This window comes from Vibrio sp. A1-1, from assembly GCF_021728175.1.
GTDB classification, from domain to species: Bacteria; Pseudomonadota; Gammaproteobacteria; order Enterobacterales; family Vibrionaceae; genus Vibrio; species Vibrio diabolicus.
Map to the genome: position 1 here is coordinate 127,424 of NZ_JAKKCL010000012.1, position 19,285 is coordinate 146,708.

The 19,285-nt window shown below is 46.9% G+C and carries 20 protein-coding genes; 17 read left to right on the top strand and 3 right to left on the bottom strand.

Annotated elements, in window-relative coordinates:
- Nucleotides 1-43: 43 nt before the first annotated feature.
- Complete coding sequence (gene flgA, locus L3V30_RS17010) at nt 44-841, bottom strand: flagellar basal body P-ring formation chaperone FlgA (RefSeq protein WP_237309364.1); 798 nt, start codon at nt 839-841, stop codon at nt 44-46.
- Nucleotides 842-918: 77 nt separating this feature from the next.
- Between flgA and flgB the strand changes: the two genes are divergently transcribed.
- The 12 genes from flgB to L3V30_RS17070 are packed head-to-tail and all read left to right on the top strand — an operon-like array spanning nt 919 to nt 10,909.
- Nucleotides 919-1,281: a flagellar basal body rod protein FlgB gene (gene flgB, locus L3V30_RS17015; protein WP_005395306.1), complete on the top strand. Its 363-nt coding sequence runs from the start codon at nt 919-921 to the stop codon at nt 1,279-1,281.
- 2 nt (nt 1,282-1,283) lie between these two features.
- Nucleotides 1,284-1,718: a flagellar basal body rod protein FlgC gene (gene flgC, locus L3V30_RS17020; RefSeq protein ID WP_005395305.1), complete on the top strand. Its 435-nt coding sequence runs from the start codon at nt 1,284-1,286 to the stop codon at nt 1,716-1,718.
- Nucleotides 1,718-2,401 (top strand): flagellar hook assembly protein FlgD, encoded by a 684-nt coding sequence (gene flgD, locus L3V30_RS17025; protein WP_005395303.1) that lies wholly within the window; start codon nt 1,718-1,720, stop codon nt 2,399-2,401. Before flgC ends, flgD begins: the two co-directional genes overlap by 1 nt.
- Before the next feature lie 27 nt (nt 2,402-2,428).
- Nucleotides 2,429-3,625, top strand: a complete 1,197-nt coding sequence (gene flgE, locus L3V30_RS17030) for a flagellar hook protein FlgE (RefSeq protein WP_046873843.1) — start codon at nt 2,429-2,431, stop codon at nt 3,623-3,625.
- A gap of 12 nt (nt 3,626-3,637) precedes the next feature.
- Nucleotides 3,638-4,369, top strand: coding sequence for a flagellar basal-body rod protein FlgF (gene flgF / locus L3V30_RS17035; RefSeq protein WP_006741308.1), 732 nt, complete (start codon nt 3,638-3,640; stop codon nt 4,367-4,369).
- Between the two features lie 27 nt (nt 4,370-4,396).
- Nucleotides 4,397-5,182, top strand: coding sequence for a flagellar basal-body rod protein FlgG (gene flgG, locus L3V30_RS17040; RefSeq protein WP_005395297.1), 786 nt, complete (start codon nt 4,397-4,399; stop codon nt 5,180-5,182).
- A 32-nt stretch (nt 5,183-5,214) separates the two neighbouring features.
- The gene (gene flgH / locus L3V30_RS17045; RefSeq protein WP_005395295.1) at nt 5,215-5,886 is read left to right on the top strand and encodes a flagellar basal body L-ring protein FlgH; all 672 of its coding nucleotides are present in this window, start codon (nt 5,215-5,217) and stop codon (nt 5,884-5,886) included.
- The gene (locus tag L3V30_RS17050; RefSeq protein ID WP_031780462.1) at nt 5,886-7,007 is read left to right on the top strand and encodes a flagellar basal body P-ring protein FlgI; all 1,122 of its coding nucleotides are present in this window, start codon (nt 5,886-5,888) and stop codon (nt 7,005-7,007) included. Before flgH ends, L3V30_RS17050 begins: the two co-directional genes overlap by 1 nt.
- A gap of 10 nt (nt 7,008-7,017) precedes the next feature.
- A complete protein-coding gene (locus L3V30_RS17055) occupies nt 7,018-7,566 on the top strand; it encodes a rod-binding protein (protein ID WP_005395292.1) in 549 nt (182 codons plus the stop codon).
- The gene (gene flgK / locus L3V30_RS17060; RefSeq protein ID WP_237309365.1) at nt 7,567-8,940 is read left to right on the top strand and encodes a flagellar hook-associated protein FlgK; all 1,374 of its coding nucleotides are present in this window, start codon (nt 7,567-7,569) and stop codon (nt 8,938-8,940) included.
- Nucleotides 8,941-8,951: 11 nt separating this feature from the next.
- On the top strand, nt 8,952-9,851 hold the full coding sequence (flgL, locus tag L3V30_RS17065; protein WP_074189795.1) for a flagellar hook-associated protein FlgL: 900 nt from the start codon (nt 8,952-8,954) through the stop codon (nt 9,849-9,851).
- Between the two features lie 17 nt (nt 9,852-9,868).
- Nucleotides 9,869-10,909 (top strand): hypothetical protein, encoded by a 1,041-nt coding sequence (locus L3V30_RS17070; protein ID WP_012842382.1) that lies wholly within the window; start codon nt 9,869-9,871, stop codon nt 10,907-10,909.
- Nucleotides 10,910-10,997: 88 nt separating this feature from the next.
- Here the strand turns inward: L3V30_RS17070 and L3V30_RS17075 are convergent, their stop codons facing one another.
- Nucleotides 10,998-13,652 (bottom strand): DUF2339 domain-containing protein, encoded by a 2,655-nt coding sequence (locus L3V30_RS17075; protein WP_237309366.1) that lies wholly within the window; start codon nt 13,650-13,652, stop codon nt 10,998-11,000.
- 423 nt (nt 13,653-14,075) lie between these two features.
- Here L3V30_RS17075 and L3V30_RS17080 point away from each other — a divergent pair, with 423 nt between their 5' ends.
- The 4 genes from L3V30_RS17080 (at nt 14,076) to L3V30_RS17095 (ending at nt 18,269) form a co-directional block, all read left to right on the top strand.
- A complete protein-coding gene (locus L3V30_RS17080; protein WP_237309367.1) occupies nt 14,076-15,875 on the top strand; it encodes a sodium:proton antiporter in 1,800 nt (599 codons plus the stop codon).
- Between the two features lie 239 nt (nt 15,876-16,114).
- Nucleotides 16,115-17,134: a type 2 isopentenyl-diphosphate Delta-isomerase gene (fni, locus tag L3V30_RS17085; RefSeq protein WP_109168875.1), complete on the top strand. Its 1,020-nt coding sequence runs from the start codon at nt 16,115-16,117 to the stop codon at nt 17,132-17,134.
- Nucleotides 17,135-17,326: 192 nt separating this feature from the next.
- Nucleotides 17,327-17,590, top strand: a complete 264-nt coding sequence (locus L3V30_RS17090) for a DUF3012 domain-containing protein (RefSeq protein WP_005395285.1) — start codon at nt 17,327-17,329, stop codon at nt 17,588-17,590.
- Between the two features lie 280 nt (nt 17,591-17,870).
- On the top strand, nt 17,871-18,269 hold the full coding sequence (locus L3V30_RS17095) for a GFA family protein (protein WP_005395284.1): 399 nt from the start codon (nt 17,871-17,873) through the stop codon (nt 18,267-18,269).
- A 96-nt stretch (nt 18,270-18,365) separates the two neighbouring features.
- Here the strand turns inward: L3V30_RS17095 and L3V30_RS17100 are convergent, their stop codons facing one another.
- Nucleotides 18,366-18,716, bottom strand: a complete 351-nt coding sequence (locus L3V30_RS17100; RefSeq protein WP_065645657.1) for a rhodanese-like domain-containing protein — start codon at nt 18,714-18,716, stop codon at nt 18,366-18,368.
- Between the two features lie 269 nt (nt 18,717-18,985).
- On the opposite strand from L3V30_RS17100, the gene L3V30_RS17105 reads away from it, so the two are divergent.
- The gene (locus L3V30_RS17105; protein WP_005373989.1) at nt 18,986-19,276 is read left to right on the top strand and encodes a co-chaperone GroES; all 291 of its coding nucleotides are present in this window, start codon (nt 18,986-18,988) and stop codon (nt 19,274-19,276) included.
- Nucleotides 19,277-19,285: the final 9 nt, after the last annotated feature.

Sequence of the window (19,285 nt, forward strand, 5' to 3'; positions counted from 1 at the left end):
CTGACGAGAGCCAAAATTAAAAAATGTTACTCTGAGTCCAAAATCAAAATTGAGTATGAACCTGGTTTAACCCGGTTACGACAGCTCTAATGACCTTGCCTGAACTTAGGTTTTCTACTTCAATTTGTTGCCCTTTCGCACCATCTTCTAAGGCGACTCCTTTCGTGCTGGCGCTAAATCCATTTTTGCTCGCAATCACTATGACTTCATTGCCTTTTTCGATTAAAGGTGGAGCCGATAAATTGGATGGGTTGACCACTTGCCCTGCGCGTAAACGGCGAGAGGTTTCTAAGCCTATTGCTTGTCCTGGGCGAGTATAAAAATCGTCTTGTCGCGAGATGGTGCGCGTTTCCAGTTTAACGTGCTTGGCAGTCACAACTTCATTTCGACCGACCGTGGTTGTGGCAACCAAGACAGGCAGTGTCAGAGAAGATTTTATCGTGACGTTAATTCGCCAGGGTGAAGCGATGTCATCGCAACTTACTGAGCGCTTAAGGTTTCCAACTGGCAACGCTTGATTGTCGCGACCAGTGATGACCAGAGGCGATTCACACTCAGGTAGGTGATTCGCCGAGCCTGGTACCCACATGTCGAAATCCAGTTGGTATTCTCCCCACTGGTTAGAGTGAGCATTTTGGGCCACTTCTTGTTTGAAATGCTCTGCTACAACAGATTTTATCTCCTCAACGCTTAGGGTTCTGCCAGAGGTGTTGGCGAAAGTTTGTCCTGGTATTAGAGCAAGCAGAGTTAGCATTAATGTTGAGGAAGTAAGCACTTTCCCCTTGCTTTTAATGCTTTCCGTGAGCCGGAAGTTTGACTTCCATCCTTGTTTGTAAATCATTGATATATATGGCTATTTTTTATGGCACGCATCTTGTTTGTATGTTGGCGTATTCGAGCCAACTGTAAGGAAGATGCATGGCGATCACATTTGAAAATGCTTTAGGTGTACATCCAGAGGCACTTAATTTTCGCGTTCAGCGTACCAAAGTCCTTGCCAGTAACCTAGCAAATGTTGACACCCCTGGGTATTTGGCGAAAGACCTAAGTTTCACCACCGTAATGAACCAGGTGGCTGCAGGCGGTGTGAACAAACCAGTGCCTAAGTTTCAGGTTCAGGCCCAATACTCGGTGCCTTACCAGAACAGCAAAGATGGCAACACTGTAGAACTGGGTGTTGAACAAGCGAAATTCACGCAAAACAACATGGACTTTCAAACTAGCCTGACGTTTCTCAACATGAAATTTAATGGCTTAACGAAAGCGATTGAGGGACGTTAATTATGTCATTCACTGATATTTACTCGATCACTGGATCCGCGATGACGGCACAAACTGTGCGTCTTAACACGGTCGCCAGTAACTTAGCTAACGCGGACGCGGTGTCTGCAAATCCAGATGACGCTTATAAAGCGCTGAAGCCCGTATTCGCGACTGTGTACCAAAAAGCGCAGCTGACAACGGAAAACGGGGTTTATCCCAATGCTGAAGTTCGCATTGTTGACGTTGTGAAAAATGCGGGAGAAGCCGAGAAACGCTTTGAGCCAAACAACCCGTTGGCCAATGGTGAAGGTTATGTGTATTACCCAGATATCGATGTCGTGGCTGAAATGGCAGACATGATGTCAGCGACACGTAGCTTCGAAACCAATGTTGAAGTGTTATCAAATGTGAAAAGTATGCAGCAAGGTCTGCTTAGATTAGGGCAGGGCAGTTAATGAGTCTCGCACAATATACACCTTTATCGTCTGATGCTCCTGTGAGCACTAAAGCAAAAGAGAACAATGGCATTGCACCAAATCCTAAAGATATGAACAGTGCTTCTTCATTAGAGAACGAATTCATTTCTTTGATGGTGGCGCAGATCCAAAACCAAGATCCACTTAACCCACTTGATGGCACGGAATACGTTGGTCAGTTGGCTCAATTCTCTCAAGTTCAAAGTACCGAGAATATGTCCAAGACAATGCAACAGAGCATGATTCTCCTCGACAACATGCAAGTGCTATCGACAGCGGGGCTCGTCGGACAAACTGTTTACGTCAACTCCAAAGAATTTGAGCTTGGTGAAGGCGTACAGAACGGAAAAATCGAACTCGCTCATAGCTCAAACCAAGTGACGTTAGTTGTGAAAGATGAGTTTGGTCAATCCACTAAAGTGCCATTAGGTGCTCACGGCAAAGGTGACGTCGACTTTTCAATTAATCCTGAAGAACTTGGTCTTAAACCAGGCAAATACTCAGTGGCAGTAGAAGTGCAAGAAGGGCAAGCAAGTCCAAATGTGCTCATGGCTGGCACTGTTGAGCAAGTGCGTATTCCAAATACTGGCGGCGCAGCATTAGTCAATGTCCATGGCGTTGGCAACGTTCCTTTCTATCAAATCACTCAGTTTGGTGCTTAACCAAATAGGGAAATCAGAGGTCTTTTTATGAGTTTTAACATCGCACTAAGTGGTCTGGACGCGACCAACACAGAGCTAAACACAATCAGTCACAACATTGCCAACGCATCAACGTATGGTTTTAAAGGTGGCCGCACAGAATTCTCCGCAGTATATAACGGCATGCAACCTGGTGGTGTAGAAGTCGCGTCAATTTCACAGAACTTCGACAAAGACGGCAGTATCTCAGGAACTGGCCGTGCGATGGACTTGGCGATCAACGGTGGCGGCTTCTTTGTCACTAAAGACAACATGGGTCAAACGCTATACACGCGTTCAGGTGTATTCGCGACAGATAAAGATAACTTTGTTACAGCTAACAGTGGCGCAAAACTGCAAGGTTACAGTGTGGATAGCAACAACAACCTGATGACAGGCTCTGTGGGCAATATCCAAGTATCTACGTCATCACTGAATGCAAAAGCGACAGACGGTCTTGATTTTGTTGCAAACTTTGATGCAAGTGCGTCTGCCATTGATAAAACGGTAACGCCGTTTAATCCGGACGATCCAAACTCATTCAATTCGTCTTACACCACAAAAGTCTATGACTCGCTGGGTAACTCGCACACGGTAACCCAGTACTTCACTAAGACCGCTTCTAACTCTTGGGAAGTGAATGTTCAAGTGGATGGTGGCGCAACACCAGTGACAACGGTACCAGTAACGTTTGACAAAGACGGCTCGCTTTCTTCACCGACGGCTCCGTTTAATGTTTCATTCCCTGCGGCAGGCGCAAACGCGATGAGTGTCGACATTAACTTGAAAGGCAGCACGCAGTTTGGTGCGAAATTCGGCGTAAGTACTAATAGCCCGAATGGTTACACATCCGGTGAGCTTGCAGGTGTACGCGTTGAAGGTAATGGCATGGTTTACGCGACCTACACTAACGGCCAATCACAGCTGCAAGGTCAAGTTGTACTTGCAGACTTCGCCAACACACAAGGTTTAGCAAAAGTGAGTGGTACGGCATGGACTCAAAGCTTTAGCTCTGGTGCGCCAATCATGGGTGTCCCTGGTTCAGGTACGTTGGGTGATTTAACCCCAGGTGCGCTAGAAGGTTCTAACGTTGACCTAACCAGTGAGCTTGTGGCGCTTATGACCGCACAGCGTAACTACCAAGCAAATGCGAAAACCATCTCTACCAGCGACAAGCTAACTCAAGCTTTGTTTAACGCGGTGTAATGGGAGTTTTGCATGGATAGCTTGTTATTTACTGCAACGTCAGGTGCGAGTCGAGTTCTTAAGGCTCAGCACGTGCGTTCAAACAACTTATCAAACGCTGATACTGCTGGCTTTCGAGCGGATATGGAGCGCGTGCGCAGTGTAGAAATGCAAGGCCCAGGTTTTGATGGTCGCACTATGGTTGTGACCAACTCTGCCTCAACGCGTTTTGATTCTGGCGACATTATGAAAACGGGACGCCCGTTGGATGTCGCCATCATGGGTGAGGGTTATCTTGCTGTTGAAACTCCTGCGGGTAACGAAGCGTACACGCGAGCGGGCAATATCCAAGTCGACACTTTTGGTGCCATGACCATCAACGGTTTTCCTGTTCTTGGTGAAAATGGGCCTTTGGTTGTGCCTGATTATCAAAAGATTGAAATCAGCGAGCGTGGTCAAGTATCCGTGATTCCACCAGGTGGTGGCGCAGAAATCGTCGCGGGAACGTTGAAGTTGGTTAAACCAGAAATGAACCAGCTTCAAAAAGAGAGTGACAGCCTACTGCACAGTGTAGATGGCGTGCCATTCGCTGCCGATGAAACCGTGCAACTTTCTCCTGAGCACATTGAGGGCAGTAACGTATCTGCCATTGATGAGTTGATTAGCGTGATGTCGTTAACGCGTAACTTCGAGATGCAAGTTCGCATGATGAAAACGGCCGAGACGTTGGCACAAGCTGGTAATAAATTAATGGCGGCGAGATAAGTCTCGCCCCGCAAGGAGTAATAAAAAATGCATTCAGCATTATGGGTAAGTAAAACAGGCATGGCAGCGCAGGACACGAAGATGACTGCCATTTCTAACAACCTAGCGAACGTAAATACAGTTGGCTTTAAGCGTGACCGAGTTGTATTCGAAGACCTTTTCTACAGCATTCAGCGTCAACCTGGTGCTCAAGTAGACCAAGTTAACGAGTTGCCAAGTGGTATTCAGCTAGGTAGCGGCGTTCGCGTAGTTGGCACGCAAAAAGTGTTTACGCAAGGTAACACTCAAAATACAACACAAGAGTTGGACCTTGCCGTTATGGGACAGGGTTTCTTTCAAATCGAAAACTCGGATGGACAGATCATGTACACACGTAATGGTCAGTTCCATGTCAACTCTGAAGGCTTGATGGTTAACAGCCAAGGCTTGCCGTTAGAGCCACAAATTCAGATCCCAGATAATGCCTCTTCATTCTCTGTTGGTGTTGATGGCACGGTAACAACAACGACGGCGGACGATCCAACGCCACAGCAGCTTGGTCAAATCACACTCGCAAAATTCATTAACCCAGCAGGCTTAGAGGCCGTGGGTGGTAACTTGTTCCGTGAAACGGAAGCCAGCGGCCCGGCAGATGAACTGATTGCTGGTGAAGATGGCGCAGGCCTCATCAAGCAAGGTGCATTGGAAGGTTCAAACGTACAAGTAGTGGAAGAGATGGTCGACATGATCACGACTCAACGTGCGTATGAGATGAATGCGAAAGTGGTCTCTGCTGCAGATGACATGCTGAAGTTTGTTTCGCAATCAATGTAAGTATGAAATTGGTGATGATGAAGGAAAAAGCAATGAAATGGCTTTCTAAGAGTTGGGCAGTAGCCGCCGTGTTGCTGGTGGGATGTGCCGGCCGTCAGGAATTTATTCCGCCTGAGCCAAATGCCGAGGAATATGCACCACCAACGCTCGATTACACGTTGCCGGAAACCCAGTCTGGTAGCCTTTATCGTCACCAATACACGATGACCCTGTTTCAGGATCGTCGTGCTTACCGAGTTGGCGATGTGTTAACGGTTCAACTATCAGAAGAAACCTCATCGAGCAAAAAAGCGGGTACTAAGTTTGGCAAAAGCTCAGCGGTTAATTTCGCGGCGCCGACCATAGGAACGAAAACGTTCGATGAGTTAGGGGTTAGTGTCGATGGCAGCCGCAACTTTGATGGCAGTGCTTCAAGCTCACAGGGCAATAAGCTGCAAGGTGCAATCACCGTAACGGTACACGAGGTGTTACCTAATGGTGTATTGCGTATCAGTGGCGAAAAATGGCTGCGCCTAAACCAGGGAGATGAGTTTATTCGTCTCACTGGCATTGTTCGTGTGGATGATATTAATCGCAGCAACCAAGTTTCTTCTCAACGAATTGCTGATGCACGAATTACCTACGCAGGTCGCGGAGCTCTGGCTGACAGCAACGCAGCCGGATGGCTAACTCAATTCTTCAACAGCCCATGGGTACCTTTCTAATGAAGACAATGCAATCTTTCTTTACGTCTTTCCTATTGGTGTTGACCTTGGGATTACCAACCACTTCACATGCCGAAGTGGAAATTCCGATCATGGACTTGGTCGATGTGCGCGGCATTCGAGAAAACCAATTGGTCGGTTATGGTTTGGTGGTTGGCTTAGCTGGCCAGGGTGACCGAAACCAAGTGAAATTTACTTCTCAATCTATCACCAACATGCTCCGTCAGTTTGGGGTTCAAATTGATGACAGTATGAACCCTAAGCTACGAAATGTGGCTTCTGTGAGCGTGACAGCAACCGTTGATCCAATGGCGGGCCCCGGACAAACTTTGGACGTGGTCGTGTCTTCAATTGGTGACGCGAAAAGCCTCCGTGGCGGTACGCTATTGTTGACGCCTTTACGCGGTATTGATGGTGAAGTGTATGCCATTGCACAAGGAAACGTCGTGGTTGGCGGTTTATCTGCAGAAGGGCGAAGTGGCTCTAAAGTCGAAGTTAATACGCCAACGGCAGGTCGCGTCCCGAATGGTGCGACGTTAGAGAGAGAAATCAAAACTGATTTCAACCAGCGTGATGAAGTTACTTTAAACCTGCGTAAACCAAGCTTCACGACGGCAAAAAATATCGCGCGTGAAATCAACAACACTTTTGGGCCTAACGTTGCTGTTGCGATCAATAAAGCGCGCATTGATATGCGTGCACCAAAAGATACCCAACAGCGCGTAGTGATGATGTCGATGCTTGAAGAAATGAGCGTCGTGGAAGGCCGCAAGCCGGCTCGAATTGTCTTTAACTCTCGTACGGGAACGGTCGTGATCGGTAAGAGTGTCAAAGTAAGTGAGGCAGCAGTGAGCCATGGCAACTTAACCGTGCGAATTTCTGAATCACAACAAGTCAGTCAGCCAAATGCGTTTGCAAATGGCGATACGAAAGTCGTTAACCAAACGGATCTTGATGTGAACGAAGATTTAGCTCAAATGGTGATTTGGCCTCCAGGCACGGAGCTCAACACTATTGTGACTGCGGTAAACAGCTTAGGTGCCACACCTACTGACTTAATGTCTATCCTGCAAGCACTGAGCGAAGCGGGTGCATTGAACGCTGAATTGGTCGTGATTTAAGGAGTTAAGGATGAAACTAGACAGTACCAATGAACAAACTCAACTGAATTCGATGCTGTATCACGACAACAGCGCACTTGCCAACATCAAGCAGAGTCGAGATCAGGAAGGCGCGCTTGAAGTAGTAGCGGGTCAATTTGAGGCGATGTTTTTACAAATGGTGCTGCGTCAAATGCGCAGCAGCAGCGATGTTCTAGCGGATAAAGACAGCCCGTTTGCGAGCCAACAGCAAGGCGTTTTCCGCGATATGTACGATGGGCAACTGGCAATGGAACTGGCAAAAAAGCAGAGCTCCGGCATTGCCAATATGCTCATCCAGCAACTTAGCCCCTCTATGCGCGAAGTCGCCTTTGATGCTGCGCGTAACATCTCATCTGCAAATGATGGTAAAGGTGCGAATTCTGAATCTATCTCACAGCTTGATGCTAACGAGATTGAGGGGAACTCAAGCTTATTTAATACCGCCTCTCAAGCCGTCGCCTCTGTAAAACAGGTGCTCGGTGAGGCCGGTATGACTACCGCGTTTTCTCAGCCGTTGATCAGGAAAATGGAGCTGTAAATGAACCTAGTTAATATTGCCCTTTCAGGTTTAGGCGCGAACCGCGTGGCCTTAGACGTAACGGCACAAAACGTGGCGAACGTGAATACTGTGGGCTATAGCCGTCAACAAGCGTTGATGGCATCAGTTGATGACGGAAAAGCCAACCGCTTAAGCCCTGGTTTAGGGGTAGAGGTCACCAGCATTCGCCGCGTTACAGACCAATTTCTGATTAAGCAAACGTGGTCAACTAACAGTATGGCGGCGTACGCTTCTGGTTACACCAGCAACATGAGCCAATTGGAAAATACGCTAGGGGCCGATGGCTTCAGTATTTCTGCTGGTTTGGACTCTCTAAACGCTGCGCTTAACGATGCCACGGTTAAGCCTGAGTCGATCCCTTACCGTCAACAAATCATCAACGAATCTGAAGCGTTGGCACGCCGCTTTAATACGCTGACCGAGTCTTTGCACAATCAACATAAAGATATGAGCGATCAGCGTAATGCGGCACTCAACCACGCGAATAGCCTCATGGAAAACATCGCGAAGGTAAACAAGCAGCTGGTTGAAATGCAAGGAACAGGCGGCAACCCATCGCAACTTATGGATGAACGAGATAAATTGATCGGCGAGTTATCTCAAACCATCGAAATCAGAAGAACAGAACAGCCTGACGGCAGTGTTCAGGTAACGTTGACCTCTGGTCAGCCACTTGTGATGGGCACGGACCATGGCAAACTCGCAGCCGTTCCAGACCCTAGTGACCCTTACGTAGCAGACTTACACGTAACATTCTCAAGCCAAAGTTTTGCGATTGGTGACTCTCTTGGTGGCAAATTAGGTGCGATTAACGATTATCAAACCGATGTATTAAAACCAAACCAATTGGCTTTGAATGACATGGCGAAAGCGTTAGCGGATGAATACAACGCTGTGCTCGCTACTGGACAAGATTTAAATGGTAACCCAGGTAAACCATTGTTCAGTTACGACCCTGCCAACCCAGCGGCAAGTTTGGATATCACTGAGTTAACTCCAGGTGAGCTTGCGTTTTCAAGTGATGGTACGCCAGGTAATGCGGATGTGTTGCAGTCGTTGATTAATTTAAGCAACAAGCCTGTTTCTGTGACTGGCTATGGCTCTGTGAGCTTGAATGACGCATTTAGTTCTATGGTGGGTCAAACCGCGATTAAAGCACGCCAAGCAGACGCCGATTACCAAGCTAAGTTAGCCATGAACAAGCAAGCACATGCGGCTCGTGACAATGTGAGTGCCGTTAACAGTGATGAAGAAGCGGCTAACTTAATGACGTTTGCTAATGCACACAATGCCAACATGAAAGTGATCAGCACAGCGAATCAGCTGTTCGATTCTGTATTGCAGTTATTCTAAAGGAAACCCAGATGCGAATCAGTGACAATCAATTTAGCCAAATGATGCTGCAAAGCCTGCAAGGTAACAATGCAGGTCTGGGGCACGTGCTACAACAAATGACGACAGGTGAGCGTCTAACTAAACTATCTGACGATCCAATGGCATCGATTAAGCTGCTTAATTTGGACCGTGAAAACAGCGCCATCGCCCAGTATCAAAACAATATCGCAAACGTCAAAACCACGCTTTCGAGTCAAGAAACACATTTAGACTCAGTGAAAGAGAGCCTAATGAGCATGCGTGATATTGCATTATGGGGCGCGAATGGCTCACTGACTGATCAAGACCGTACCGGTATGATCACGGAGCTAAAGAGCTATCGTGATTCAATTGAGTCGTCTTTCAATGCTCAGGATGAAGAAGGGCACTACCTATTTTCAGGCACCAAAACTGACACCCCTGCTATAAACAGTACAAGCGGTAGTTATGTCATCGAGGGCAACAGCGATAAACGTGTCGTGACGATTGCGAAAGGCGTAACGATGGATTCCAACATGACGGCAAAGGACATTTTGGACCTTGGTGGCGGCAAAAACGTACTGGATCAAATTAACAATCTAATTACAGAATTTGAGAACCCGAGTCCGAATTTCCAAGCTGAAGTGGACGCAAGCCTGAGTGCCATTGATGATACGTTGGCAAGCGTACTTGGCACGATGACGGAGATTGGTGGCCGACACAATAACCTAGATTTGGTTGGCGGTGCTCATGGTGAGAATAAACTGTTCGTCGATAAAGTATCAGGTGACCTCTCAGCTCTGGATTACGGTGAAGCATCGGTACGCTTGAGCAATTACATGGCGGCTTTGCAAGCAACGCAAGCGAGCTATGTAAAGATCAATGATCTATCGTTGTTTGACCGTCTATAAGGTTAGGAAGTTCTTTTATGGTAATGAGTACAGTAGAGGTTAGACCCCATAGCATACGCTTGGGTGGGCAAGAACAAGCCTCTATCATGCCGACCCGTTCTGCAGACTCAAGTACTGCAATTAAACCGCGCCCGGCGCAAGTTCAGGCTGACACTGCGTCAGCCTACTCTGTCTCTGGGATTCAACTGACCCAAGGTCAGCAGCAAGCGACGGCAGTGCAGATCGCATCGAAATCGTTGCAGGTGATTGGCAAAGAGCTGACTCAAATTAAACGTGGTTTGACGCAAGCGGTGAATCAAGGCGTGCAAAATGTACCTGGCTTGCAGGATACATTGGTTCGTTCTAAAGCCACCATTCAGAACGTTGTGGAGCATGCTCGGTTCGACGGCCAGAAAGTGCTCAACAACGAACTGCATTTAAAGCTAGATAAAGCAGACATTCGTCGCTTTTCTATTCCTGGCTTGAATGTGCATCGCTTAAGTGACAAAGCTGAGCAAATTCGTTTGGATTTCCCTCAGGGTCAAGCGGTAATGATTCAGTTCGATGGACAAGCCGATGGTGCTCGAACTGTCAAAATGCTTGACCGAAGCTTGATTGCTTTAGGGATGCGCGCCTCATTAGCTGACGATGGCAGCATTTTATTTGAAGCCAGAGACAACGCTTATCAGCAAATGCAGCAGAAAGTGATGGTCACGGGCGAAGGGCACCGTTTTCCTGCGGGCCAGCCGAACGTTCTAAATCTAAAGTCAGAGCCAGATGGTATTGCAGAACTTGGGTTTGATTTGGCATCACGCGATGGCATGAAACAGACGATTGCCAAAGTGAACCAGCACCTAAGACAAGTGCAAACGAGCTTGCAGGAAGCGAAAGCATTTCATGGAGAGTTGAATACTCAAATGCGCTCAATTCAAAATAAAACCGCGCAGCTTTCTGTGGATGATGTGAATGCAAAACTGGATGGTTTTGTGCAGAAGTCTGGTGAGTTTACCTCGACTTTCCAAGCGTTGAATGCACAAGCAAACGTGCGTCGTCATACGGTTGTTGCGTTGCTAAAATAACGAACACTCCAATGATTCCCGGCTTTGCATCGCTATCGCCCCCCAATAACGAGAACGGTGCACTGTCGGGAATCTCTCTTTGATTCATTTATGGTTCGAGTGCTTTTGCCACCGAGCGATTCAATTTCTGGAATAACCACCCAAGCGCGATTAAAGATGCTCCCAAACCTAAGAAGCTGATTGCTCTCCAGAACCCATCCAGAGAGCTAACATCCCATAAGAATACTTTTAGTGCGACAAAAGCTAAAACCACTAGACCCACGCGCTGCATCATCAACCCTCTGTGTGTCACACCGCGCCAAGTAAGCAATCCACCCACGAGCAAACCTGCTACTGAATAACTGAACAGTTCTGCCATGCTGGTCGGTTGGTACAGCATCATAGATGTGGTTTGCCAGAATTGACGGATAGACATGCCTAACCAAATAGCAGCAAGTGCAAAGCCTAGGCTGGCAACCGCAAATCGATGAACCTGTAACGTATTCCAGCCTCCAAAGGTTGCGATAAGTAGGATGCAAGCTGGCAGCAACCAGCCGACGCTTAGCATATTAATGACGGGAAGTGCTTGTGCTGAGACGTTGTCAGTCACCAATGGCGACTCTGCCGTATTAAGCAAAATTATCAGCAATGCGAAGGCACACCAAAGCAGGTAGCTGTAGGCTTCATAGATGCGGCTTAAGCGTTGTGCAAATTGGCTACGGTAGCTGTACACCATACCCATAACCAACGCTTGGTTAGCAAAAACGATGGCGCTTGCGAAATCAATGTGTCCCAAATAGCCGTACTGCCCAGTTAACCAGTAGTTGGTTTGGGTGAATAGCGCCATTAAGAATACATGCAAAAATGCGCCTTCAAACCAGTTGGTCAGTTCGAGGTCCACTTGCTTTAGCGTTGCTCGAGCATAGAGCAGGATGATGAGAGACGGTAGGTAACTCACAATAACCCAAGCCCAATGTCCTGCTTCTACGGGTTGCCATTCAGGGATGAAGGGTAAAAGTGTGAGGCGGATGACCAGTATCCCCATCGCCACTTTAATCGCCCAACTTGCGGGGCGAAATACCCCTGATTGCGTCTGCAACGCCATTACCGCAACTTGTATCGAGATTGCTGTCGTCAACCAGGTATCGCTTAACCAAACAAAGGCGACGCCTACGATTAAAGCGTGCATGACGGCAGAGCATTCCAATGCTAGCGAATGTAAGCGTTGACCAAGTACAACGTAATAAACGGTCACCAATGCGCAAAATGCAGTCCAGTGCCACAGGTAGCCTTGCATAAATTCGTCGACATAAAACAACGTCATCAAACTCATTGCTGGAGCCAGTACCAACAGAAGTACGCCGCTAAGTTGCGATCGGTCACTGAGTGACTGGCAATAAGTTCGACAGCAGATCAGTGCAATACTGGTGGCCAATGCGAGTAAGATACTGGCACCATGTTCTGGCATATACAAAGCGTCAAACGCGACAGTGAGGACAACAAGTGCGGTCGCAGAGACCAATATGGAAGGCAAAAATACGCGCAATGACCAACCTGTGCGAACCGCTGGGAGCCATACTGTCGCAACGAGCAGCGCATAACAGTACACCATTTGCAGTGTGTCCAATTCTGGCATTCTAGTGACAGCCGAAAAGGTCAATAACGCAATCGCGAGAGAGGTAGCGGTCGGCGGATTTGTCCACTTATTCTGGCAGTGATGATAACGAGGATTGAGTGTCCAACCCAGTCTTGGAACGGCGAAAATAAGATAAAGAGTAATGGAGAGATAAATAGCCAGCCAAGAAAAAAGTGTCTCAAGCGGCATGCTTTCAATGAGCAACAGCATCCAAACCACATGTGGAAGCGCGATGCTTGGAGAAATCCATGCACTACGCACTTTTTGCATTAGCAATGTTGCCGCGACCGATATCGCGCTGATATACCCAGCTAATAAGAAGTAATTAGGCTCGCTTCCACCAATCCATAACGGTGCGGTGTATCCACCAATCAGACCAAGCACCGCCATCAACGGCCCTTGCTGTAAAGATAGAGCCAAGCTACAAAATGCAGCAGCGGCTAAGATGATAAGCGAGACACTAGGCGTCAGCATTTGATAAACAACAAACGCAAAGATAACCGTGCAGTAAATGCCAGTTAGCCCGGTTCCGGTAACGGCGGCAGGCACATAAGTAAAGCCTTGGGCTCGTGTTGCTCGTTGAGGATTTTGTTGTTCTTTGCGGTGGAACCATTCGCCAACAAGCACCATAAGTAACGAGAGTACAAACGCAAAGGACACACGCATAAGTGGCGAAAACTCAATGTGACTACCAATAACCTGTACGAGATACCCCCCACCAATTAGCATTGCCAGCGCGCCCACCCAAACCAACCAGTTTTCTTGAATGTTGCTAAACAGACTCTGCACTCTACTTGGCAATATAGACTCTTGTTCTTGACTAAAAACGTCCAGTTGCATTTCGCTTGTCTGGTATTGAGCTTGATGTGTTGTGTTTGGATAAGATGCTCGGTCGGTAATCGGGTCATGCTCCTTAGAGGGTGAGGAGTTTGCCTCTTTTGTTGCCTCTTCAACGCTGGATTGTTGACGCGTTGGTTGGTTCGAGTCCTTATTTAGACTGACTCGCAGTGATGTTACCTCTTCACGAAGTTTGGTTAGCTCTTTTTCTAAAAGTGCTGCTCGGTTGGCGGCTTTCACTCCGATGAGGATGGCGAGCAACGCCATGAACAGTGCTAGTATTACGTACAATCCATTTCTCCTTGCGTACGTCGCGTGACACACGATTCTTAACTTTGAGCACGTACGCTAAAGCTTAGTCCAAGCGCTTTGCCTTAGCTTCATATAGTGCTAGGTTCCGCGCTTTCTTTAAGAATCATTCTACATAATGAAACTCAATGCGTAATGATGAATTCGACGAAGCGACATACTTGTGTGTCACTTTAAGATCTGATGAACAGAAATGAGTCGTTAAGTCATTGGGGTTCAACTATATTCATAATTCTGATGCGATACCCAAGTGACCTCAAAAATGTGCATTTCAGAGGCATGCTGTCGAATAGTCGAAGGTAAGCCGTTTAGTCTGCATGCCAAGTCATGCTTATTGAACCGCACGCCCGAGGTTATTTGGGTATAGCGCATTCACGCGAAAAAAGACAAAACGGGTAATGATTAATGCAAGTGGGTAATGAAGCGCTGGTTCTATCAGCGGTTGGGGTCATTGGTTTAGGTTGTCAGTGGTTGGCATGGCGATTGCGCTTACCAGCGATTTTATTTTTGCTGCTAGCCGGGTTGATTGTCGGGCCATTTATGCAGTGGTTAAATCCAGATGAGATTTTAGGGAATTTGCTCTTTCCGTTGGTTTCATTGGCGGTTGCGGTGATTCTTTTCGAAGGCAGCTTGACCCTAAACTTTAAAGAAATTCGCGGTGTGAGTGGCTCAGTCTGGAGTATCGTTTCCATCGGGGCCATTATTTCGTGGGCAGCAACCAGTATTGCGACGCACTATTTCCTCGGTTTTACTTGGGAGCTCGCCATGTTGTTCGGCAGCTTAACCGTGGTAACAGGTCCGACGGTGATCGTGCCACTTCTTCGGACGGTAAGACCCAACAGTACGCTTGCCAATATTTTGCGTTGGGAGGGGATCTTGATTGATCCACTCGGTGCGCTTTTTGTTGTGATGGTTTATGAGTTCATCGTATCGCACAGCGCGATAAATAGCGCCGAAGTGTTCGGAACGCTCATTGCCGTGGGTGTCATTCTTGGTGCGGCCTCTGGCGCAGCAGTCGCAACGATTATGCGCCGTGCGTGGCTACCGGAATACTTGCAGCCATTTGCGGTTTTGATGATCGTGCTCGGCGTATTTTCCGTCTCCAACCATATCGAGTCTGAAGCCGGATTACTCACGGTTACTGTAATGGGTATGTGGCTTGCCAACGCAAAGGGCATCAATATTCAACAAATTCTACACTTTAAAGAGCACTTGACCATATTGCTGATCACCGGCCTATTTATTTTCCTTGCTGCACGCATTAGCTTGGATGATTTTGCTGCGCTGGGTAGTGGCGCGTTATTGCTGTTTGTATTTATGCAGTTGGTGTCGCGCCCGTTGTCGATTTTCCTCTCAACCATCCGCAGTAACTTGAGACTTAAAGATAAACTGTTTCTGTCTTGGGTTGCACCGCGCGGTATTGTCGCTGCCTCTATTTCGTCTCTTTTCGCGATCAAATTGACCGAATACGGTATTGATGAAGCGATTTTACTGGTACCTATGACCTTCATGGTGATCATCGGAACGGTTGTTTTACAAAGTGCAACGGCACGTCCTGTCGCATTGATGTTGGGCGTCGCGGAGCCAGCGCCACGCGGCTTCTTGTTGATTGGTGCTAACCGAGTAGCCAGAGAAATTGGTCAAGCGTTGGCACGCTATGACCGCCGCATATTGATGACCGATTCTAACTGGGAGTACATCAGTCAAGTTCGTATGTTGGGGCTGGATTACTACTACGGGAATCCGATTTCTAGTCACGCAGATGACAATTTGAACCTGATAGGGGTGGGACAAGTCGTTGCATTAACGCCTGACCAGCATTTCAACATTATGGCTTGCATGCAATTTGTCGACGAGTTTGGTGAAGATAAAGTTCACTGCTTGCAAAAAGTGAAAACCAACGGCAATGGTAGCGAGAAGCACTCCGTGGCTCAGGAGTACCACGGTAAATTGCTGATGGGCGGTAACGTAAGCTATACCCAGCTGGCCAGTTTGTTGAGCCGCGGTGCAGAGATAAAACACACGAAATTGAGCGACAACTTTACGTATCAAGACTATTTAGCGCACCACAAAGGGAACTCGGTAGTACCGTTGTTTCACGTTGAAGAAAAAGGGAAAATTCAATTCTGTGATGATCCTGAGCAGTTTACTCCAACCACCACAAGCACCGTTGTGTCTCTGATTCTGTCAGAAAGCGCAAAGTAAATTAGAGAAGTATGCGGCCCATTTTTATCGTAGTGTCTCGCACGCTGATTACTTCAACTTCGTGAAACACTCGCCTGCTTGTTTAAAACGGAAGGCGAGTTTCTCTTCCTATAATGTCAGAGTAAGTCGTGATTCATTACTGGTTTCGGAAAAGTAATCTCGTGAATTCAGAAAATTCGCATTGACGTTACTGATAAGGATCGCAATACTGCGCGACTGTTTTACTTTAGGGTGACATTATGGCTCCGCAAACTAACCGAAAAGATTTACATCTAGACGCTGTTTTACATCATGACATGAGCATGAAGCATAAAACGGCGGGCTTTGAGTCTGTCGAGTTTGAACACTGCGCGCTGCCAGAATGTGACTTTCAGGCGATCGACCTATCGACAGAGTTTCTTGGCCACCGACTGGCGCTGCCGTTTTTGATTAGCTCAATGACAGGTGGAGCGAAAGACGCTGAAGTGATCAATTGTCGTTTGGCTGAAGCTGCCAGTGAATTAGGCATTGCGATGGGCGTGGGTTCGCAGCGTATTAGCTTAGAAGATCGCCAACACGCAGGTCTAGGCAAAACCATTCGTGATTTAGCCAAAGATGTGCCGCTTTATTCTAACCTTGGAGCCGCTCAATTGCGCGACAAAGGTAAACTTGATAATGCGCAGCGTGCGGTTGAATCCATTCAAGCGGATGCGTTGTTTGTACACGTAAACCCAATGCAGGAAGCGTTTCAGAAAAATGGCGACCATAATTGGATTGGGGTCTTACACGCTATCGAGCAGCTTAAATCTCGCGTGAATGTTCCGATCATTATTAAAGAAGTCGGTTTTGGTATTAGTGGTCACGTTGCGCAGCGATTGGTTGACGCCGGTGTGGATGCCATTGACGTAGCGGGCGCGGGTGGCACAAGTTGGAGCGCGGTTGAAGGCTATTGCCAAGATAACCCGAAAATGCAGCGTGCAGCCGAACTTTTCCGCGATTGGGGCATCCCAACGGCAAAATGTTTGACTCAAATACGAGCACAGTATCCTACATTACCTTTGATCGCCTCAGGTGGTGTGCATAACGGACTTGAAGCGGCGAAAGCCATACATTTGGGCGCCAATCTCGTTGGGCAAGCGGGCGCAGTTTTGAAAGCGGCTACCATAAGCACTCAAGCGGTGGTCGAGCACTTTGAGCAAATGGCGTTAGAGTTACGTTTAGCATGTTTTGGCACGGGGTCTTCTAAGATCAGCGCATTAACGCAAGCGCGCTGCCTATAGGTGTTTATGGTGTCATTTACGCAGCTTGGCTCAATAATTTTTCGGTGTCTTAACACGTAGACTGATAATTTCGTTATAGTTGATACAAAAGTCACTTCAACAAGTGACTGCTTAGTTCAGACCGTTGAATGGGCATTTGTTGAAGCGATTGAGTTTTATTTTAATATTGTTTGCAACTGGAACCTTAAATTTATGAAAAAACTAGTCATGCTGATGTTGGCGGCTTCTGCTTTAACCGCTTGTAGTGATGAAGTGGGCACTGAAGGCTGGTGTAACGACATGCGCGATAAGCCAAAAACAGAATGGACAGCAGACAACGCAGTAGACTTTGCGAAGCACTGTGTTCTTCAAGATGGTGTGGGCAGCGAGCAATGGTGTGAGAACTTGAAAGATAAGCCAAAAGGTGACTGGAGTGCGAACGAAGCCACCAGCTTTACTAAGCACTGCATTTTCTAAGCACTACCCTTTCTCAACACGGCGTCTCTCATTAAGAGTGATGACTGTGTTAGACAAAATATTAAGAAAACACCAAGCGTCTTGCTTGGTGTTTTTGTATCGACAATAGCTTGAGCTCTCACGTGCTGAGCACACCTATCTTTCCTCTGAGTAGAGTGTTTTACATTTTCGTTTCATTTTTGAAAACCTGTATTACCTGCCTTTAATTTTTCGCATTGCAGTGGCATGGTGTCGGTGTATTCGTCTAATTCAATTAGATTCATAACAAAAAGGGACTCAAATGGAAGTACTCAAAGGCTCATGTCTGTGTGGTAAGGTGAAATTGGAAGTGGCAGATGAATTCAAGTACATGGGAAATTGCCATTGCTCGGAATGTCGAAAATTTACTGGCTCTGACTATTCATCGGCGGGCGGTATTGCTCTAGATAAGTTGCTAATTATCCAAGGAAAAGAGGATATTCAAACTTATCAGAAAAGCGAAAATACCATGTTATGTTTTTGTCGCCATTGCGGGTCGAGCCTGTATTCGAAAAAGAACAATGGGATTGTCAATATTCGCCTAGGTGTCTTGGATGATGCACCATCCCACAAGCCAAATTTCCATATTTTTGTCGCGTCCAAAGCGCCGTGGCTTGAGATATCGGATAACCTGACTCAGTTTGAGGCCGGGCCCAAATAGAGTAGTAGCGGAAGAGAATTATTTAGTAACAGAGGGCGTTGCAATAAGTCTGCAACGCCCTCTGCACTTTTATTTTTGAAATTAGAACAGAGATGATTATTTTGCGTCTTGCAGTTCTTCTAAGCCACCTGCATTGTGCAGATTCGTGAATCCTTGCGATTGCAAATATTGATACGCTTTACCTGAGCGGTTACCACTGCGGCAGTACAATACGATCGCTTGATCTTTATCGACGTCTTGGAAATGTTTATCAAGCTCAGATAAAGGGAAATTGACCGCATTGTCTAAATGCCCCTCAGAGAATTCTTGCGGCGTGCGTACATCGACAATCATTGCGCCTTTCTCAATCAGTTGCCACCCTTGCTCAGCACGCTCAGAAGCCGCAACGCTGAAAGAAAGCAAGCCAACGCACAATGTTGCAAGAAACAGAGATACGACCTTTTTCATTGTTTGATTATCCTTTTTAAGAGTATGTAACCACTCTAGATTTGATTGAACACATTTTCCATCATAAAGAGGTTTTAAGTGGTCGTGAATGTCAAAAGTTTCGATAGAAGATTTTATTCAATTCAATAAAAAATTTTTATGAAATCCACCTCTTGAACTCCAATTTTTCGACCTTATTATTCTCATCGAAAGCGAGCGGTCGACTCGCAAATCCATCTTGATGTTTATTCTGTCTTTTATTTTTGGTTCCAAGTAGGAGGCACTTAAAAATGAAAATTCGTCCTTTAAATGACAAGCTAATTGTTGAAAGACAAGAGGTGGAAAATAAATCTGAAGGGGGAATCGTTTTAACTTCTCAGTCGGTGAAAAAATCAAACCGCGGGAAAGTCATTGCTGTTGGTTTAGGTAAACGCCTCGAAAATGGCGAACGCGCTGCGATGGAAGTCAAAGTGGGCGACCAAATCATTTTCAATGACGGTTACGGCGTGAAAACCGAGAAAATTGACGGCGCAGAATACTTGATTCTGTCCGAATCTGATGTGTTAGCAATCGTTGAGTAATTATTTTTG

Bases quoted from the DNA above. Each gene is read 5' to 3' on its own strand.
- flgD (WP_005395303.1), top strand. From the start codon at position 1,718: ATGAGTCTCGCACAATATACACCTTTATCGTCTGATGCTCCTGTGAGC.
- L3V30_RS17095 (WP_005395284.1), top strand. From the start codon at position 17,871: ATGGAAGTACTCAAAGGCTCATGTCTGTGTGGTAAGGTGAAATTGGAA.
- flgH (WP_005395295.1), top strand. From the start codon at position 5,215: ATGAAATGGCTTTCTAAGAGTTGGGCAGTAGCCGCCGTGTTGCTGGTG.
- L3V30_RS17050 (WP_031780462.1), top strand. From the start codon at position 5,886: ATGAAGACAATGCAATCTTTCTTTACGTCTTTCCTATTGGTGTTGACC.
- flgG (WP_005395297.1), top strand. From the start codon at position 4,397: ATGCATTCAGCATTATGGGTAAGTAAAACAGGCATGGCAGCGCAGGAC.
- flgK (WP_237309365.1), top strand. From the start codon at position 7,567: ATGAACCTAGTTAATATTGCCCTTTCAGGTTTAGGCGCGAACCGCGTG.
- fni (WP_109168875.1), top strand. From the start codon at position 16,115: ATGGCTCCGCAAACTAACCGAAAAGATTTACATCTAGACGCTGTTTTA.
- L3V30_RS17090 (WP_005395285.1), top strand. From the start codon at position 17,327: ATGAAAAAACTAGTCATGCTGATGTTGGCGGCTTCTGCTTTAACCGCT.
- L3V30_RS17100 (WP_065645657.1), bottom strand. From the start codon at position 18,716: ATGAAAAAGGTCGTATCTCTGTTTCTTGCAACATTGTGCGTTGGCTTG.
- flgC (WP_005395305.1), top strand. From the start codon at position 1,284: ATGTCATTCACTGATATTTACTCGATCACTGGATCCGCGATGACGGCA.
- flgB (WP_005395306.1), top strand. From the start codon at position 919: ATGGCGATCACATTTGAAAATGCTTTAGGTGTACATCCAGAGGCACTT.
- flgL (WP_074189795.1), top strand. From the start codon at position 8,952: ATGCGAATCAGTGACAATCAATTTAGCCAAATGATGCTGCAAAGCCTG.
- L3V30_RS17055 (WP_005395292.1), top strand. From the start codon at position 7,018: ATGAAACTAGACAGTACCAATGAACAAACTCAACTGAATTCGATGCTG.
- flgA (WP_237309364.1), bottom strand. From the start codon at position 841: ATGATTTACAAACAAGGATGGAAGTCAAACTTCCGGCTCACGGAAAGC.
- flgF (WP_006741308.1), top strand. From the start codon at position 3,638: ATGGATAGCTTGTTATTTACTGCAACGTCAGGTGCGAGTCGAGTTCTT.
- L3V30_RS17105 (WP_005373989.1), top strand. From the start codon at position 18,986: ATGAAAATTCGTCCTTTAAATGACAAGCTAATTGTTGAAAGACAAGAG.
- flgE (WP_046873843.1), top strand. From the start codon at position 2,429: ATGAGTTTTAACATCGCACTAAGTGGTCTGGACGCGACCAACACAGAG.
- L3V30_RS17080 (WP_237309367.1), top strand. From the start codon at position 14,076: ATGCAAGTGGGTAATGAAGCGCTGGTTCTATCAGCGGTTGGGGTCATT.
- L3V30_RS17070 (WP_012842382.1), top strand. From the start codon at position 9,869: ATGGTAATGAGTACAGTAGAGGTTAGACCCCATAGCATACGCTTGGGT.